At 37.7% G+C, this 15,871-nt stretch carries 15 protein-coding genes; 13 read left to right on the top strand and 2 right to left on the bottom strand.

Annotated elements, in window-relative coordinates; all coding sequences use genetic code 11:
• Nucleotides 1-12 precede the first annotated feature (12 nt).
• The 6 genes from sufD to FSZ17_RS19285 all read left to right on the top strand — a co-directional run bounded on the left by sufD (nt 13) and on the right by FSZ17_RS19285 (nt 6,062).
• On the top strand, nt 13-1,323 hold the full coding sequence (sufD, locus tag FSZ17_RS19310; protein WP_057773382.1) for a Fe-S cluster assembly protein SufD: 1,311 nt from the start codon (nt 13-15) through the stop codon (nt 1,321-1,323).
• Nucleotides 1,323-2,552 carry a cysteine desulfurase gene (locus tag FSZ17_RS19305; protein ID WP_057773381.1) on the top strand — a complete coding sequence of 410 codons (1,230 nt, stop codon included), beginning with the start codon at nt 1,323-1,325 and terminating at the stop codon, nt 2,550-2,552. Before sufD ends, FSZ17_RS19305 begins: the two co-directional genes overlap by 1 nt.
• Nucleotides 2,542-2,979, top strand: coding sequence for a Fe-S cluster assembly sulfur transfer protein SufU (gene sufU / locus FSZ17_RS19300; RefSeq protein WP_057773378.1), 438 nt, complete (start codon nt 2,542-2,544; stop codon nt 2,977-2,979). The genes FSZ17_RS19305 and sufU overlap by 11 nt, the downstream gene beginning before the upstream one ends.
• Nucleotides 2,980-3,277: 298 nt before the next feature.
• Nucleotides 3,278-4,675, top strand: a complete 1,398-nt coding sequence (gene sufB, locus FSZ17_RS19295) for a Fe-S cluster assembly protein SufB (RefSeq protein ID WP_057773376.1) — start codon at nt 3,278-3,280, stop codon at nt 4,673-4,675.
• A 119-nt stretch (nt 4,676-4,794) separates the two neighbouring features.
• Nucleotides 4,795-5,640, top strand: a complete 846-nt coding sequence (locus FSZ17_RS19290; RefSeq protein WP_057773374.1) for a DUF72 domain-containing protein — start codon at nt 4,795-4,797, stop codon at nt 5,638-5,640.
• 119 nt (nt 5,641-5,759) lie between these two features.
• Nucleotides 5,760-6,062, top strand: coding sequence for a YunC family protein (locus FSZ17_RS19285; protein ID WP_057773372.1), 303 nt, complete (start codon nt 5,760-5,762; stop codon nt 6,060-6,062).
• An 86-nt stretch (nt 6,063-6,148) separates the two neighbouring features.
• On the opposite strand, the gene FSZ17_RS19280 is transcribed toward FSZ17_RS19285, so the two are convergent.
• Nucleotides 6,149-6,883: a hypothetical protein gene (locus tag FSZ17_RS19280; protein WP_057773370.1), complete on the bottom strand. Its 735-nt coding sequence runs from the start codon at nt 6,881-6,883 to the stop codon at nt 6,149-6,151.
• A gap of 320 nt (nt 6,884-7,203) precedes the next feature.
• On the opposite strand from FSZ17_RS19280, the gene FSZ17_RS19275 reads away from it, so the two are divergent.
• The 6 genes from FSZ17_RS19275 to FSZ17_RS19250 all read left to right on the top strand — a co-directional run bounded on the left by FSZ17_RS19275 (nt 7,204) and on the right by FSZ17_RS19250 (nt 13,410).
• Entirely contained in the window at nt 7,204-8,289 is a 1,086-nt protein-coding gene (locus FSZ17_RS19275) for an HD-GYP domain-containing protein (RefSeq protein ID WP_057773368.1), read from the top strand.
• Between the two features lie 534 nt (nt 8,290-8,823).
• Entirely contained in the window at nt 8,824-9,972 is a 1,149-nt protein-coding gene (locus tag FSZ17_RS19270) for an ABC transporter substrate-binding protein (protein WP_057773924.1), read from the top strand.
• A gap of 121 nt (nt 9,973-10,093) precedes the next feature.
• The gene (locus tag FSZ17_RS19265; protein ID WP_057773366.1) at nt 10,094-10,969 is read left to right on the top strand and encodes a branched-chain amino acid ABC transporter permease; all 876 of its coding nucleotides are present in this window, start codon (nt 10,094-10,096) and stop codon (nt 10,967-10,969) included.
• Between the two features lie 12 nt (nt 10,970-10,981).
• Nucleotides 10,982-11,920: a branched-chain amino acid ABC transporter permease gene (locus tag FSZ17_RS19260; RefSeq protein WP_057773364.1), complete on the top strand. Its 939-nt coding sequence runs from the start codon at nt 10,982-10,984 to the stop codon at nt 11,918-11,920.
• A gap of 1 nt (nt 11,921) precedes the next feature.
• Complete coding sequence (locus tag FSZ17_RS19255; RefSeq protein ID WP_057773362.1) at nt 11,922-12,710, top strand: ABC transporter ATP-binding protein; 789 nt, start codon at nt 11,922-11,924, stop codon at nt 12,708-12,710.
• Nucleotides 12,703-13,410 carry an ABC transporter ATP-binding protein gene (locus tag FSZ17_RS19250; protein WP_057773360.1) on the top strand — a complete coding sequence of 236 codons (708 nt, stop codon included), beginning with the start codon at nt 12,703-12,705 and terminating at the stop codon, nt 13,408-13,410. The genes FSZ17_RS19255 and FSZ17_RS19250 overlap by 8 nt, the downstream gene beginning before the upstream one ends.
• A gap of 127 nt (nt 13,411-13,537) precedes the next feature.
• On the opposite strand, the gene FSZ17_RS19245 is transcribed toward FSZ17_RS19250, so the two are convergent.
• A complete protein-coding gene (locus FSZ17_RS19245) occupies nt 13,538-14,494 on the bottom strand; it encodes a M23 family metallopeptidase (RefSeq protein ID WP_407643456.1) in 957 nt (318 codons plus the stop codon).
• Between the two features lie 250 nt (nt 14,495-14,744).
• On the opposite strand from FSZ17_RS19245, the gene lipA reads away from it, so the two are divergent.
• The gene (gene lipA / locus FSZ17_RS19240) at nt 14,745-15,662 is read left to right on the top strand and encodes a lipoyl synthase (RefSeq protein ID WP_057773359.1); all 918 of its coding nucleotides are present in this window, start codon (nt 14,745-14,747) and stop codon (nt 15,660-15,662) included.
• Nucleotides 15,663-15,871: the final 209 nt, after the last annotated feature.

The raw sequence follows: 15,871 nt of genomic DNA, 5'->3' as shown, positions 1-15,871 counted from the left end.
AGGGGGATCATTATGTCAACAGAAACAAAATTACCATTTGACAAGGAATATATTCGTTCCTTTTCAAAAGATATGGGTGAACCGGCTTGGTTGACAGAGTTTCGTTTACAAGCTCTTGAAATCTCTGAAAACTTGCCGATGCCTAAGCCTGATAAAACAAATATCAAAAATTGGAACTTAACACAGTTCAATCAGCATATTGTAGCCAGTGAGGATTTCTCATCATTAAATGAGCTTCCTGAAGAAGTTAAAACATTAATCAATCTTGAGGCTACTGAACAGAATTTATATATTCAGCGCAATAACAGACCAACTTATTTAGCAGTTTCTAAAGAGCTTCAGGAAAATGGAGTTATTTTCACTGATATCTTTACTGCTGCTAGAGAGCACAGCGATTTACTCCAAAAGTATTTTATGACTAGAGGAGTAAAAGCAGATGAACATAAGTTAACGGCATTACATGCTGCTTTAGTAAATGGTGGAGCTTTCTTATATATTCCAAAAAATGTAGAAGTTAGCGAGCCAATTCAAGCTATCTATCTTCATGATAATCAAAACGCAACTCTTTTCAATCATGTGATTGTCGTTGCTGAAGATAATAGTTCAGTCACATACGTAGAGAACTATGTTTCAACAATGGATTCTGCGAACGGAGTTTTTAATATTGTAACGGAAGTATTAGCAGGTCCAGGTTCAAAAGTCCAATATGGAGCAGTTGATACGCTTGCTAAAGGTCTTACTGGTTATGTAAATCGCCGGGGTATTGCTGACAGAGATGCTCGTATTGAATGGGCTCTAGGCTTAATGAACAATAGCAACACGATTTATGAAAATGTGACAAACCTAATGGGTGACGGATCATTTGGAGATTCGAAAACGGTTGTTGTTGGAAATGGCGAGCAAACACAAAATTTCACAACTAGTATTGTACATTTTGGTAAGAGCTCAGAAGGCTATATCCTTAAGCATGGAGTAGTAAAAGACTCAGCAACTTCTATCTTTAACGGAATTGGGAAGATTGAGCATGGGGCATCTAAGTCTAATGCAGAACAAGAATCTCGCGTTCTAATTTTGAATGAAAAAGCACGCGGAGATGCAAATCCAATTCTATTAATTGATGAAGACGATGTGACAGCAGGCCATGCTGCTTCAGTAGGGCGTGTTGATCCGCTTCAACTTTATTATTTAATGAGCCGCGGTATTCCAAAGACAGAAGCAGAGCGACTAGTTATCCACGGTTTCTTAGCACCTGTTGTAAATGCACTTCCAATTGAAGGTGTTAAAAAGCAGCTCGTTGAAGTTATTGAAAGGAAAGTAAGATAATGAATATCCAGGATATTCGCAACCAATTTCCAATTCTTAATCAAGAAGTCAATGGGAATCCGCTCGTATATCTTGACAGTGCTGCAACATCACAAAAGCCTGTTCAGGTCATAGAAGCGGTGGATAGATATTATCGTGAATATAATTCAAATGTACACAGAGGTGTCCATACGCTAGGTACGAAAGCGACGGATGGCTATGAGGGTGCAAGAGAAAAGGTTCGAAAGTTTATTAATGCGAAATCAACCGAAGAAGTTATTTTTACAAGAGGAACAACAACGGCTCTTAATACAGTTGCTGCAAGCTATGCTAGAGCTAACCTTTCAGAGGGCGATGAAATCGTCATCTCATATATGGAGCATCATAGTAACATCATTCCTTGGCAGCAAGTGGCGAAGCAAACGGGTGCCGTTTTAAAATATTTGCCACTTCAAGAGGATGGAACGATTTCCCTTGATGATGTCAAAGCAACAGTAACAGGAAATACGAAGATTGTTTCCATTATGCATGTATCAAATGTACTCGGTGTCGTGAACCCTATTAAGGATATCGCGAAAATTGCTCATGAAAATGGGGCAATCATGGTTGTAGATGGAGCACAAAGTACTCCACATTTAAAAGTGGATGTTCAAGATTTAGACTGTGATTTCTTTGCTTTTTCCGGTCATAAAATGTGCGCTCCAACAGGCATCGGTGTTCTGTATGGGAAGAAAGAGCATCTTGAAAACATGGAACCGATCGAGTTCGGCGGAGAAATGATTGATTTTGTAGGATTACATGAATCAACATGGAAGGAACTTCCTTGGAAGTTTGAAGGAGGTACCCCAATCATTGCTGGTGCGATTGGATTAGGAGCTGCCATCGATTTTTTACAAGAGGTTGGTTTAGAAAATATTGAGGCACATGAGCACAAGCTTGCTGCTTATGCTCTGGAAAGAATGTCACAGGTTGAGGGAATTACGATTTATGGCCCGAAAGAAGCAACAAAACGAGCTGGATTGGTTACCTTTAACCTGGATGATGTTCATCCTCATGATGTAGCAACTGTATTGGATGCTGAAGGAATTGCTATCCGTGCTGGCCATCATTGTGCACAACCATTAATGAAATGGCTGAAAGCTTCTGCGACAGCACGAGCAAGCTTCTACCTGTACAATACAGAAGAAGAGATTGATAAGCTTGTTCAAGGGCTTGTCAAAACAAAGGAGTATTTCAGCGATGTCTTCTAATAATTTAGATACTCTATATAGACAGGTAATCATGGATCATTATAAAAATCCTCGTAACAGAGGGGTTTTAGAAGACGGTAGCTTAACAATCAATATGAATAACCCAACATGTGGAGATCGAATTCAATTGATGTTAAAGCTAGAGGATGGTAAAGTGATTGACGCGAAATTCGATGGTGAAGGCTGCTCCATTTCGATGTCATCCGCTTCCATGATGACCCAAGCAATAAAAGGTTTAAATATTGAAGATGCCTTAAAGCTTTCAGAGGTTTTTTCACATATAATGCAGGGGAAAGAATATGATGCTGACTTAGATCTGGGAGACATTGAAGCCCTTTCAGGTGTTTCAAAATTCCCTGCTAGAATTAAGTGTGCAACATTAGCGTGGAAGGCAATGGAGAAAGGGTTAAAAGAGGATTCTAAGTAGCTTTTTAAAATGGTTGTGTAAATAGGAAGTTGATAACCCAATTTAGTCGTTGATTGGAGCGGAAGGCACTCGATCCTCGAAAATGCTACGCATTTCCATCGTGCGGTGATTTTTCGGGGAAGATTAATCAATGTCCTGCGGGAGAAGCGTGTCACGGGAGACCCCGCAGGAGCGATAGCGATGAGGAGGCTCCCGGACCGCCCGCGGAAAGCGAGTGCCTGCAGCGGAAATCAACTTATGCCAAACAATTATGTAAGTGTCTTGCACGTTCTGGACACTTTTAAGGAGGAATACGACGATGGCAAAAAAAATGCCTGAAATCGGCGATTACAAATATGGATTTGCCGATAAAGACGTTTCCATTTTCCGCTCAAAACGCGGTTTGACGAGAGAAATTGTTGAAGAAATTTCAAAAATGAAGGAAGAGCCACAGTGGATGCTAGACTTCCGTTTGAAATCATTAGAGCATTTCTACAACATGCCAATGCCGCAATGGGGCGGAGATTTAGCGTCATTGAACTTTGATGAAATTACGTATTATGTTAAACCATCTGAGAAAACAGAGCGGTCATGGGATGAAGTACCAGAGGAAATTAAACAAACATTTGATAAGCTTGGAATCCCTGAAGCAGAGCAAAAGTATTTAGCAGGGGTTTCTGCTCAATATGAATCTGAGGTTGTTTACCATAACATGCAGGAAGATTTAGAAGCACAAGGAATCGTATTTAAAGATACGGATTCTGCATTACGTGAAAATGAAGATATTTTCCGTGAGCATTGGGCGAAGGTAATTCCTCCAACAGATAACAAGTTTGCTGCATTAAACTCAGCTGTTTGGTCTGGTGGATCTTTCATTTATGTTCCTAAAGGAATTAAAGTGGAAACACCATTACAGGCATACTTCCGTATTAACTCAGAAAATATGGGTCAGTTTGAACGTACGCTTATTATCGTTGATGAAGGCGCTCATGTTCACTATGTAGAGGGCTGTACAGCTCCTGTTTACACAACAAACTCTCTTCACAGTGCTGTTGTAGAAATCATCATCAAGAAGGATGCTTACTGCCGTTATACAACCATCCAAAACTGGGCAAACAACGTGTATAACCTTGTTACTAAGCGTGCTATTTGTGAAGCGAATGCGACAATGGAATGGATTGATGGTAACATCGGTTCGAAATTAACAATGAAATATCCAGCAGTTATTTTAAAAGGAGAAGGTGCTCGTGGTATGACCCTTTCCATCGCGTTAGCAGGTAAAGGTCAGCACCAGGATGCTGGAGCAAAAATGATTCACCTTGCTCCAAACACTTCTTCTACGATCGTATCAAAATCGATTTCTAAGCAAGGTGGTAAAGTAACATATCGTGGTATCGTTCAATTCGGACGAAAAGCGGATGGTGCCCGTGCTAATATCGAATGTGATACGTTAATTATGGATAATCAGTCAACTTCAGATACAATTCCATATAACGAAATCATGAATGATAACATCTCATTAGAGCATGAAGCGAAGGTTTCAAAGGTTTCTGAAGAGCAATTATTCTATCTCATGAGCCGTGGAATTTCTGAGGAAGAAGCAACGGAAATGATCGTAATGGGCTTCATCGAGCCATTTACGAAAGAACTTCCAATGGAATATGCGGTAGAAATGAACCGTCTGATCAAGTTCGAGATGGAAGGCTCTATTGGTTAATATAATTCAAATGTCCGCTCACCAGTAACGGTGAGCGGATATTTGTTTAGCCTTTATTACAATCACGTTCGATCATACTGGTTCAAGAATGTTTACCCTCAAATTGGAGGTTGGTTTTCATGATATTAATCGGTGTTACGGGTTGGGGGGATCATGATAGCTTATATTCAAATCCAATTTCCCCTCGAGGTAAATTAAAGGAATATGGCGGTTTTTTCCCAACGGTTGAGGTGGATTCAACCTTTTATGCTGTCCAGCCCAAACGGAATTCTGAGAAATGGGTTAAAGATACACCGAATTCTTTTCAATTTATTGTTAAAGCCTACCAAGGAATGACGGGACATGAAAGAGGCGAAATTCCTTTTCAAGATAAGAACGAAATGTTTGCTGCCTTTAAAGATTCACTGCATCCATATATAGAGTCAAACAAACTTGCAATGGTGCTCTTTCAATTTCCACCATGGTTTGATTGTAAAAAACAAAATGTAGACTACTTGCGTTGGTGTAAAGAACAGATGACAGATATACCATGTGCATTAGAATTCCGTCACCAATCATGGTTTAAAAAAGAATATAGGGATAAGACGATCCAATTTATGAAGGATGAGAACTGGATACATAGTATTTGTGATGAACCACAATCTGGAGAGGGCTCGGTTCCTACAGTTTTAGTGCCAACGAATGAAGAAAAGGTTTTAGTCCGTTTTCACGGCAGAAATGTTCATGGATGGCAAAAGAAAAATGCTGAGAACTGGCGGGAAGTCAGATATTTATACCGATATAATCATCAGGAGCTATCAGAGTGGGCTATGCATCTATCGAAACTTGAAAAAACGTGTAAGAATGTTTATGTCGTCTTTAACAATAATTCTGGTGGTGACGCTGCCGACAATGCAAAACAGTTAATCAATATATTAAATATACAATATGAAGACTTAGCACCGAGACAGATGAATTTATTTTAACGCCAGAATGTTTTTGAGTATTAGTGGTTTTCCCTTAATGTTTTCCCGATTCTAGATGAATACACTCTTTTTTATTATTTTGCATACTTTGTAAAGGAAGGGAAAGGAGTGTTCATCTGTTGATTGACTTGAAACCGATAGACATACAAGGACATACCTTTTTAAGTGTTTCCGTACAACTACCCAAAACAACTTTACTTGTTGTTACAAATGATAAAGGATATATAATGTGCGGCGCTCTTGATGTCACATTGTTAAATGAGAAGCTAAAGGATCGCAAAGTGATTGCAGGCAGAGCAGTAGGCGTAAAAACTATTGAACAGCTCCTTGATGCTCCACTTGAATCTGTCACCTATGAAGCTGAAGCTTTAGGTATATACAAAGGAATGATAGGAAAAGAAGCACTTCTAAAGATGCTATAGGTATGATTTAAAGCCTGAATTTATAAAATAAATATTTAAGTTGAAAGAAGTACAGCTTAAGTGATCAGGCTGTACTTCTTTCGATATTACATTTGCTTATTTTTAAGTCTTCGGTTGATAAAGAACAATACTAGAACAGCAACTCCTAATACGCCAATAACAAAATAGAGTATGATACTCTTAAAACTACTGGTGCTTTCGTCACTTCCAGTAATACTGATCCCGCCGCCCATTTCAGGGTTATTATCCTCATTCTTGTATCTTTCGTATATTACTTTTTGAAAATCTTTAACATTCTTTTCCTCATTCATTAGCATTGCAGCTGAAGCTGTTAAAGGTCTTACACTTTTCCCGTTATAGATGTACCAAGCATCTATAGGAGCTTCATAAAGTATCTTTTCATCTTCTTTTAAATTATCCAGTTTCTTAGCCAATTCCAATCCATAACCAAAAGTGGATAACGCAAACACTCCAGCTTCATTTTCGTAAGTCCCGATTACATTTACGGGTTTGCCATCTTGATATACTACAGAAATATATTCTTTTGAACTAATAATTCCTGTTTCAACGGCGATATTGCTCTTAACGAATTCTTCAGACAATGTATACCTGTGATGCAGGGACCCAAAAGTAATATTTTCAGAATTTGGATTTAGGTTAAAGTTACCCGCATGTGCTGCATGTACGTGTTCTTTAACAATATCCAAGAAAAAGCTATCCGCAAATTGCTGAGCGCCTTGCGGGATATCACTTTCGGCACTAGCTGGTGTTACAGTTGAGAAAACCAGCAAACCTATGATTACCATTATTATACTTTTCAAATTACATCATCCTAATTATAAAATTGTCCTCGGCGTGATGTTGTCCATTCCCGATCTTTATTGCTTAAGAAAATAGAATAATTGGTGGAATTATGAAGAAATTATTACTTTCTATTATTGTACCGTCATCAAAAATACTAACATTATTTTTTGTAAAAAAGGACTATTGTAGGTTGAAATTTTAATAGAAAAAAGGTTAATGTAGAATCAATAGGAAAATTGTCGTAAAAAGTAGAAAAATCTTTATAAAATTATTGGAAATGATGGATGATTGTTTCAATTTAAAGATGAAAACTTTGCATATGAAATAGGTGTAATTCATGAGATTAGTGACAACAGCATCGGTGGAAGCAGGTTCAGTCCTTGCTAAAGCGATATACAATGAAAAGGGACAAATATTGCTAAATGTAGGAATGGTATTAAAGGAGGGCATCATTCAGCGTCTTCAAGATCTAGGGATTAGTTATGTTTATATAAAAGATAGCCAGACAGAGGATATTATATGTGAAGGAACACTTTCTGATTCCCTTCGAAGAGAAGCAATTCAGACCATCTTTACAACATTTCATGATATTCAAAAAGAAAAAAAGCTATCCAGCTCCTTTGTTGTTGAAAAAACTTCAAAGCGTTTTTCTCAATTAGTTCGTTCTCTCCTTGAAGAAATAAAAAGTAAAAATGAATTATTAAATTTACTTTCGGATGCATTTACATACGATAATTATATTTTTACTCATTCATTGAATGTCACGTTATATTCCTTAGCAATCGGAATGGAATTGAAACTTTCGCCAAAGGAGCTTGAAATTTTAGGACTTGGTGCAATATTCCATGATATTGGGAAACTTAAGGTTCCTTTAGATGTTTTATTGAAGCCAAATCAATTAACTAAAGATGAGTATGAGTCGATCAAAAAACATGCGGAAGAAGGCTTTGAAATTTTAAGAAAGGTACAGACGATTCCACTACTAGTCGCACATTGTGCCTATCAGCATCATGAGCGGATTAATGGTACTGGTTATCCAAGAGGAATAATGGGAACTGAAATTCATTATTTTGGGAAAATTATTGCTGTTGCTGATGTGTTTGATGCAGTTACATCGAATCGAGTATATAGGAGAGCAATGCTTCCACATGAAGGCTTGGAAATTCTTTACGGAGGATCAGGGACATTATTTGACCAGAAAATAGTTGAAGCCTTTCGCTTAGCTGTTGCGATATATCCAGTTGGTATTACAGTAGAACTTAATGATGGACGTAAAGGGATCGTTTCAGGACAAAATACTGGATATGGTGATAGACCAATAATAAGAATTTTGGAGCAAAATGAAGAGAGAGTTGCTCCGTATGAAGTAGATTTAAAGAAGGAACTAAACCTAATGATTCTAAGCTGTGATACTGCATTTTAATGAGAATATTGTTTGCTATTTTAGCAGGAAATACACATTGAATAAAGTTGTAGTAGGCTTTCTCTATTTAGGGAAAGCTTTTTTAATAGAAAAAATAAATTTGTTAGCATATACTCATTTTTTTATAAATATAGTCATAATAATCCTTTGAAACTCCATTTTTGTAAGAATGATAATTAGTATAATAATAAAATGAGAATAATTTTGAGCCTTTCATTCACATAGCGGTGAGTCTATGATTTTTCTATACTATCCCTTTTTTATTAAGAAGATTTAGAAAAATATTATTTTTCCTAAAATAATGTTTTGACAGACTAATCTAAAAATAATATACTAGCTTTATATTATATTAAATAGTCAGAAAACTTCGAATCCCTAAAAGAATATAGGTAGAAAGTCTGACTGCAAAAGTGGGTATAAGGGAGATTAACCACAAAATAATCGAACAAATACCTTAGTACGTTTCAAATTATTTGAAGAATCAGAAAAGGGGGAATACAAGTGGTTTTCAAGAAAAAAATTACTTCTGTTCTAATGGCTTCAACATTAGTTGCAGGAATATTAGCAGGTTGTGGAGGTAAAGAAACAAGTTCAGGTGGTGGCGACACAATTAAAATTGGAGCCAATCTAGAATTATCTGGAGCAGTTGCGTCGTATGGATCAGGAATTGCTGCTGGAGTCGATCTAGCTGTGGAAGAAATCAATAAAAATGGCGGAGTAGACGGCAAAAAAATAGAAATTATTAAAGTAGATAACAAATCGGATGGTCCTGAAGCAACAAATGCTGCTATTAAATTAACAAGCAAAGATAAAGTAACGGCAATTATTGGTGCAGCTACTAGTGGTAATACAGTTGCACAGGCGCAAATTGCTAATGATACTAAAACAGTACTTATCTCTCCATCTGGAACAAGCCCAACTGTAACAGTAAAAGAGGATGGATCAGTAAATGAGTTCGTATTCCGTACTGCGTTTATTGACCCATTCCAAGGAACAGTTGCAGCTAACTTTGCTCTAAACGATCTAAAGGTAAAAAATGTAGCTATTTATGCAGATAATGCAAGTGATTATGCAAAGGGTCTTGCTGCTTCATTTAAAGAAACTTTCGAAGCTGCAGGCGGTAAAATTGTTGCTGAAGAATCGTATGTTGCTAAGGATACAGACTTCCGTTCAACATTAACTCGTATTAAGGCAGCAAATCCAGAATATATTTTCATTCCTGGATACTATGAAGAAGTAGGTCTAATCGTTAAGCAAGCTAGAGAAATGGGAATCACAGTTCCTTTAATGGGAGCTGACGGCTGGGATTCTCCGAAGCTTGTTGAATTAGCTGGTGCTGATGCTTTAAATAACACTTTCATTATTAACCACTATTCTTCTGAAGATCAAGATGCAACAATTCAAAAGTTTGTTAAAGCTTTCGGAGATAAGTATAACGGCAAATCACCAGATGCCTTTAACGCACTTGGATATGACACAGTTTACCTTTTAGTAGATGCAATGAAACGCGCCGAAACTACATCTGATTCAGTAAAAATTAAGGATGCTCTTGCCGCTACTAAGGATTTATCTTTAATCACTGGTACAATCACTGTTGATAAGAAACACCACTTAATTAAATCAGCCACAGTTCTAGAGTATGTTGATGGAAAACAAAAATTCAACACGAAAGTTAATCCTTAAGATTAACCAAGGAAATGGGGGGATTATCTATCCTCCCGTTTTTTATTCCTAATGGTACGAAATATCAGTTTTTATGTCGAAAAGTCAGCGCTTCCGCTTTTCTTAAAAGGAGTGAGAGTTTATGGAATGGGTACAGCAATTAATCAACGGTATTTCACTCGGCAGTATTTATGCGTTAATCGCATTAGGTTATACGATGGTTTATGGAATTATTAAATTAATTAACTTTGCTCATGGCGATGTTTTTATGATTGGTGCGTTTGTTGGTTTTTATGCTATTACAGGATGGGGACTAGGTTTTTTCCCGGCTTTACTACTGGCCATGACTGTCTGTGCTATATTAGGAGTTCTTATTGAGAGAATCGCTTATAAGCGTCTACGTAATGCTACTCGAATTGCCGCTTTAATTACGGCAATCGGTGTTTCCCTCCTGATCGAATATGGAGTGATCTATGTTCGAGGTGCACAACCAGAAGCTTATCCGAATGTATTGCCAAACAAATCCTTTGAATTATTTGGTGCTCAAATTAGCAGCCAATCTCTATTAATTCTCTCCGTTTCCGTTATTCTAATGCTTATTTTGCAATTTATCGTTCATAAAACAAAAATTGGTAAGGCCATGCGTGCGGTATCTCATGATATGGACGCAGCTCGTTTGATGGGGATTAATGTAAATAATACAATTTCAGCCACTTTTGCTATTGGTTCTGCTATGGCAGGGGCGGCAGGCGTAATATTTGGTGTTTATTATACGAAAATAGACCCTTTAATGGGGATCATTCCAGGTTTGAAGGCTTTCGTAGCCGCTGTTTTAGGCGGAATAGGTATTATTCCAGGAGCCATGGTCGGTGGGCTTGTACTAGGAGTGGTAGAGACGATAGTAAGTGCTTTAGGCTTTTCACTTTGGAGAGATGCAGCAGCATTCATCATTCTTATTTTAATACTATTATTTAGACCGTCGGGCATCTTCGGTAAAAATGCTAGAGAGAAAGTGTAGGTGAGCAATTGTATGAAAAAGGCAAATGGATTTTGGCTATTTTTGATTGTATCAATTGTTATATATGGAACTGTTCAATTTCTAATTAGTGCCGGAATCTTAAATCCATTTTATTCTAATACGCTTATCTTTATCGGCATAAACATCATGTTGGCAGTAAGTCTTCATTTAGTAATAGGTATTACTGGTCAATTCTCAATTGGACATGCTGGATTTTTAGCAGTTGGGGCATATATTTCAGCCATTTTCACGATGAAATTACATCTTCCTTTTCCAGTGGCCATAATAGCCGGTGGGATTGTTGCTGCTTTAGCAGGACTAATAGTTGGGATCCCAAGCCTTCGTTTAAAGGGTGATTATTTAGCAATTGCAACATTGGGCTTTGCTGAAATTATTCGGATCGTATTCCTAAATATTGACTATGTAGGTGGAGCTGCTGGTATGCAGGTTTCCCATCTGACGACTTGGACCTATACTTTCATATGTCTATTTATTACGATTGTAGTTATTATGAATTTTACAAATTCGAGGCATGGACGTGCTTGTATTTCTATTAGGGAAAATGAAATTGCCGCAGATGCAATGGGAATTAACACAACCTATTATAAAGTTATTGCTTTTGCGTTAGGATCCTTCTTTGCTGGTGTTGCTGGAGGATTGTATTCACATAACTTTTACATTATTCAGCCGACAAACTTCGGGTTCTTAAAGTCATTTGACATATTGATTTTCGTTGTTCTAGGGGGACTTGGAAGCTTATCTGGAGCTGTTATTTCAGCTATTCTTTTAACATTAGTTTCTACCTTCCTGCAAGATTATCCAGAAACACGAATGATCATGTATAGTCTTGTGTTAGTTATCGTTATGCTATATCGTCCACAAGGACTGATGGGAACACGCGAAATCACAGATTACTTCGGCAAGTGGAAAAGTGCGAAAGGAGGTAATTAGTATGGAGAATACGCCTTTACTTCAAGTTCAAGATGCTGGCATTCAGTTTGGTGGACTAAAAGCTGTTTCCGGATTTAGTATGGAAATCCACCAAGGCGAGCTTGTTGGGCTAATCGGGCCGAACGGTGCTGGAAAAACAACTAGCTTTAACTTATTAACGGGAGTCTATGTACCTACAGAAGGCGAAATTTTACTAGAAGGAAAGCGTCTAAATGGGCTGCCTCCATACAAAGTTACACGTCTGGGAATTAGTCGTACGTTTCAGAATATAAGGCTTTTCAATGAATTGTCTGTGCTGGACAATGTTAAGGTGGCTTATCATTCATTAGCAAAGCATTCCATTATTAGCTCGATCCTACGTCTTCCTTCTCACTTTTCAGGGGAAAAAGAGATGGAGGAAAAATCGATAGAATTCCTCAAGATTTTCCAATTAGATACATTTAAAGATGAAAAGGCGAAAAATTTACCATATGGTCAACAGCGAAGATTGGAAATTGCAAGAGCACTAGCTGCAGGACCGAAGCTTTTATTACTAGATGAGCCTGCTGCTGGGATGAATCCCCAAGAGACTCATGAGCTTATGGAATTAATTGCATTTATAAGAAAACAATTTAATTTAACAATTTTATTAATTGAGCATGATATGAATTTGGTAATGGGCATTTGTGAAAGGATTTATGTGTTAGATCATGGCCAGCTTATTGCCAAAGGTACACCAGAAGAAATTCGTAATCACCCAAAAGTCATCGAGGCTTACCTAGGAGAGGAGGTTACTATCGATCATGCTTAAAGTAGATCAAATTGATGTTTTCTATGGGAATATACAAGCACTTAAAGGTGTTTCGCTGGAAGTAAATGAAGGAGAAATTGTTACATTAATTGGAGCGAATGGAGCAGGGAAAAGTACTCTTCTGAAAACATTATCAGGGCTAATTAAGCCTAAAAATGGTTTCATCCAATATTTAGGTGATTCAATAGGGGGAAAACCTGCACAAGCGATAGTAAAAGCGGGGATATCCCAGGTACCAGAGGGGCGCCGCGTTTTTGCGAACATGACAGTGGAGGAAAACCTAGAACTGGGAGCGTTTTTAAGAAAGGATTCAAAAGAAATTCACAAGGATATTCAAAAGGTTTATGAGACTTTTCCGCGATTGCTTGAGCGAAGAAAACAGCTATCAGGGACATTATCAGGTGGAGAACAGCAAATGTTAGCGATGGGGAGAGCAGTCATGGCAAGACCTAAGCTCCTTTTATTAGATGAGCCTTCCATGGGGCTAGCTCCACTTATGGTTAAAACCATCTTCCAAATCATTGAGGATATTAACCGTAACGGGACAACCATTCTATTGGTGGAACAAAATGCACATATGGCTTTATCGATTGCCAATCGAGCATATGTGATTGAAACAGGACGTGTAACCGTTTCTGGTACAGCAGCAGAGTTGCAAGCAAGTGAAGAAATTAAAAAAGCATATCTTGGTGGTCATTAATAGAAATAATAAAAGCTGACAGATTTGGTTTTAAACCTATTGTCAGCTTTTATTATTTCAAATTTCCTGTTCTTTATGGGGATTAGGCCAGCCTATATTAACATTGATTCAGCATGGTGAGACGAGCTCACTTCTTTTTATTACGCTCCTGTCTTTCCCACAATTTTAGATGAGGATACGGATCAAAAGACCATTCCGTATAGCCATTGTCTTTATATATTCCATAATGGAGATGTGGCGGGAATTTTCCAGAAGTTCCAGGTGGTCCATAACCAGAACTGCCAACTCCGCCTATAAGCATTCCAGGCTCAACAATTTGTCCGAGCTGTAAATCTTTGGCAAAACCGCTTAAATGTGCGAAATAATGATAATTATTATTTATATCTCGAATACCAATTCGCCAGCCTCCAAATCGGTTCCAACCCTTCATTTCCACGATTCCATAGGCTGTTGCACGTACTGGTAGACCGTAGCTTGCAAAAATATCCGTTCCTTCATGACTCCTTCTTCCACCCCAGCCACGAGCAGCACCCCATGTGTTTCTGTAACTGTAATGACTTCTTACAGGTAATGGAAAGGCATGTTCGTCTAAATTTATTCGTCCAAAATGCTTATAAAGCCTTGCTTTACCTATTATGATCCCAACAGTTTTGTCACGTTTATAATAATCCCACAATCCTATTTTTATATTATCGTGATCCGTCCCATATGATTGAAGATAATGGGCAAAAGTGTAAAGAATATCAACATCATTTTTTAAACTTGCTTTCTTATCTCCATTCCCATCCAGCCCAAAACCATTGAAAAATTGTATGGACAATGGATTTTCGTCGGTTATGTCAGGGTTCAATATACCAGCCCATATTTCTGGTCTTATATATATGCCGGTAATCCCTTCTGCTTTCGGAAGGTCTCTTCTGGCTTGCCGGACATTTCGCTCATATTGGTCAATCCCTGCAAGATAATACCAGGGGATATTCGTTATAGACTCAATCTGTTTATATAAAGTCATTCTTTCAGCGTATATATCAGGCTCCTTTGTCTGAGCATATCCGTTCGATTGAGGTAAGAAGGTAAGAAGCAATATAAAAATAATAATCTGAATGAGCCTCACAATAATCCTCCCTTACTATTTTAAGTTCCATTGTGTGCCTATTTAGTTTGTGAAATTTGTAAAATTTAATCTATATCAATTAATGGTAATCGCGTGCAACTATGGCTTGTCCTTGCTTTTATCATATGTTAAAGTTGCATCATACGAATGAATTATTAGGTTCGCTAGTTGGAAAGGACTTGCCGAACTCCAAGTTTTTCAAATAAGGAGTGGAATACAAATGAGTACCAAAGAAGAATATATACGCAAGCCAGAATGGCTGAAAATAAAACTGAACACAAATGAAAATTATACTGGTTTGAAAAAAATGATGAGGGAAAATAGCCTTCATACTGTATGTGAGGAAGCGAAATGTCCCAATATCCATGAATGCTGGGCAGTAAGAAGAACCGCTACATTCATGATTCTTGGTGATACATGTACAAGAGCATGCCGATTCTGTGCAGTCAAAACAGGATTGCCAACTGAATTGGACTTGCAGGAGCCGGAAAGAGTGGCAGATTCTGTTGCGTTAATGAATTTAAAGCATGTCGTTGTTACAGCAGTAGCACGGGATGATTTAAAGGATGGCGGAGCGGGAGTTTTTGCTGAAACTGTAAGAGCTATACGCAGAAAAAGTCCTTTCACAAGTATTGAGGTTCTCCCATCAGATATGGGTGGAGTATATGAAAATTTAAAAACACTTATGGATGCACGTCCAGATATTTTAAACCATAATATCGAAACAGTTGAGCGGTTGACTCCAAGAGTAAGAGCGCGTGCAAAATATGATCGTTCTTTAGAATTTTTGCGTCGGGCAAAAGAAATGCAGCCAGATATTCCAACTAAATCAAGCTTAATGATTGGCCTTGGAGAAACGAAAGAAGAAATTATCGCTACAATGGATGCTTTAAGAGCAAACAATGTTGATATTATGACAATTGGCCAATACTTACAGCCTTCGAAAAAACATTTAAAGGTCTTAAAATATTATAGTCCAGAGGAATTCCAAGAACTAAAGGAAATTGCTTTAAGCAAAGGCTTCAGCCATTGTGAAGCAGGACCTCTTGTTCGTTCTTCCTATCATGCAGATGAGCAAGTAAATGCTGCAACTAAACGAAAGCAAGAAATGGGAGAGCAGGATTTAAAAAATGCATAATGATGCACATGCAATAGTACTAGACATTTCTTAAACTAAAGAAAATTTATTATATCTTATGAATTACGAAAAGAGTTCAGATTGCTGAACTCTTTTTCTTGGCTAATAGGAAAGTTTAAATTAATTATCAGCTAATAAGATCGCATAAGAAAAACTAAGGCATTCGCCAAAAAGGACTTGGCAAATGCCAAGTTTTTCTAATGGCAATA

It is taken from the genome of Cytobacillus dafuensis (genome assembly GCF_007995155.1).
Classification (GTDB): Bacteria; Bacillota; Bacilli; order Bacillales; family Cytobacillaceae; genus Cytobacillus; species Cytobacillus dafuensis.
This window is presented reverse-complemented; position numbering and strand designations above follow the sequence as displayed.